General features: G+C 35.4%; 2 pseudogenes. Both read right to left on the minus strand.

From position 1 onward, the window contains the following. Positions 1 to 392 precede the first annotated feature (392 nt). Positions 393 to 1,134 (minus strand): annotated as a pseudogene (locus WGMM_RS03795) (cell division protein FtsQ/DivIB). After that, positions 1,115 to 2,055: pseudogene (locus WGMM_RS03800) on the minus strand (D-alanine--D-alanine ligase); the annotation flags it as partial. The pseudogenes WGMM_RS03800 and WGMM_RS03795, both read right to left, overlap by 20 nt.

Below are 2,055 nucleotides of genomic sequence, written 5' to 3' on the forward strand. Positions count from 1 at the left end.
AAAACGCCAACTTAAAAAATGGATAGTGAATAACTAGCTACCCTAGGGTTTCTTTTGCCTTTTTTTCTGTTTAGTAAATTTCTTAAACATTTATGACTAAAGGTTAGCTGCATTAAAAAGCAGCTAAGTCGCGGTTATTAAGCGTTTAGAATAAAAAAACGCCATACTTGAAAGTATAATGTAAGTAATTAGCCAACCACGGGGCTTCTTTTGCCTTTTTTTTCGTTTGGTAAATTTCTTAAATATTTATAGCTAAACGACAACCGTCATCCCGGGATCTCTTGTTAGCGGCTGAGATACCGCGAATGAATCGCGGTATGACGGTTCGCGGCGGGATTTCAGTGTCTGGGCACTGGGATGACAGGAAAAGGGGCTACTTGGATGACAGCAGATCACCTCTTCACAAAAATTTTATCAGTAATACGCATATCAATAATACTCCAATCGCTGAAAGTAAAATCAGTTGTATTGTGTAAGTGCACTATAAGGGTTATCTTCAGGCAGTTTTACTGTGGAATCGTTATCAAGTATGATATTCCATCTTCTATTCCCTATATAAGCAAAAGAAGAAATGTGGTCTCTTAATTGAGTTTTACTCTCCAACACATCTCTAACAAATTCTAGGTTTGATAACGAGTTTTGTCCTGTAATTACAACAAGATCATCTACTAGATAGTCATCTACGATCACTTTACCTTCAAAATCAATTACCGAGGTTTTGTTATTATCTTTCCAGAGAGCAAACGGTTTATGCTCATTTATATTAATGTGTAGAGTATTGGGCAAAATTCTGTGAACTCTTACATGTTTTATCCATCTGCTTACGGATTGTATGTTACCGGCAAGTTTTGAAAGTGATACATACAGGATAGGTTGCGTTCTATCTGTCAAACTTAGAATATTCTTTTTGTTTGTAAATTTATTGCCGCTCACGACTACTTCGTCGATTGAAAATCCACTACTGAGTAATAAACTAGATAGGCAGTCATTATACCAAGTAAAGTAGTAATTAAATCGATTTATTATTTTATCAAGTGAGCTGTAAAGTATTAGCGTAAGAAAAAGTTCTGTGATAATAACCAAGGCACACTTACGCAAAAAACTCCTTTGGCTTCTAGTAATACTGCTCAATATGACTTAAATCCCTAATATTTTTGTGCTGCAAACTATCTTCAATAATAATTTTAACTAATTCATTAAAATCGATTCCTTTTGTCAATTTTGCAATTTCTGGCACTAACGATAACTCAGTAAATAGTTTTACAGCCTAAAAATTGATGAATTTTCAGTGCGTGTTCCAGGGTCATTTTATATATATTGTCAGGAATTTCAGCAAGAAATATATGTTCTGCAAATCCATCTGTATACTTTGCTTCATAATCATAGAATTTATTTTTTGGTCGTATTTCCATAGTGCCAATTGCTTCATCTAGCAATACAGCAGTATGTAACTCTATTCCTGGGACATATTCTTCTATGATCATCAAGTCTCTTGTCATAGAAGTAGCTCTTTCCTTGTCATCCAAGTAGCCAGACACTGCCTGGTCACGCGCTGCAAACATGTTTTTTAATTTTAAATAATCATCATGCGAGAAAATTATGTGCACTCCGATGCTAGAGCCTTCGTTAATTGGTTTTAAGACGTACGGATAATCGATTTTAATATTATTTTTTAGTAGATCTTCTCGGCTAATTACATAACCTTTTGGAGTGTCGATACTAAGGGACCGAAATATATGCTTTGACATCACTTTATTCATAGCAACAGCAGAAGCCATAACTCCTGAGTGTGTATATTTTATACCTAAAAATCTCCAATAAACCTTGAATGCAGCCGTCTTCACCATAAGGTCCAGCAGAGCATGCAGACCATGCAGAGCGATAAAAGCAAGGCCCGAATTAATTCTTCTAAGCTTTTCAGCAATGTTGCTGTCAACATCTATTTCTATTGCATTATATGAAAGGCTATCGAGCGCCGTCTTTACTGCTTTTCCGCTCATAAGCGATATTTCTCTTTCACAAGAAAACTCACCACTTAAAATTGCTATAGTTGGA

The sequence above is a fragment of the Wolbachia endosymbiont of Glossina morsitans morsitans genome, assembly GCF_000689175.1.
Classification (GTDB): domain Bacteria; phylum Pseudomonadota; class Alphaproteobacteria; order Rickettsiales; family Anaplasmataceae; genus Wolbachia; species Wolbachia pipientis.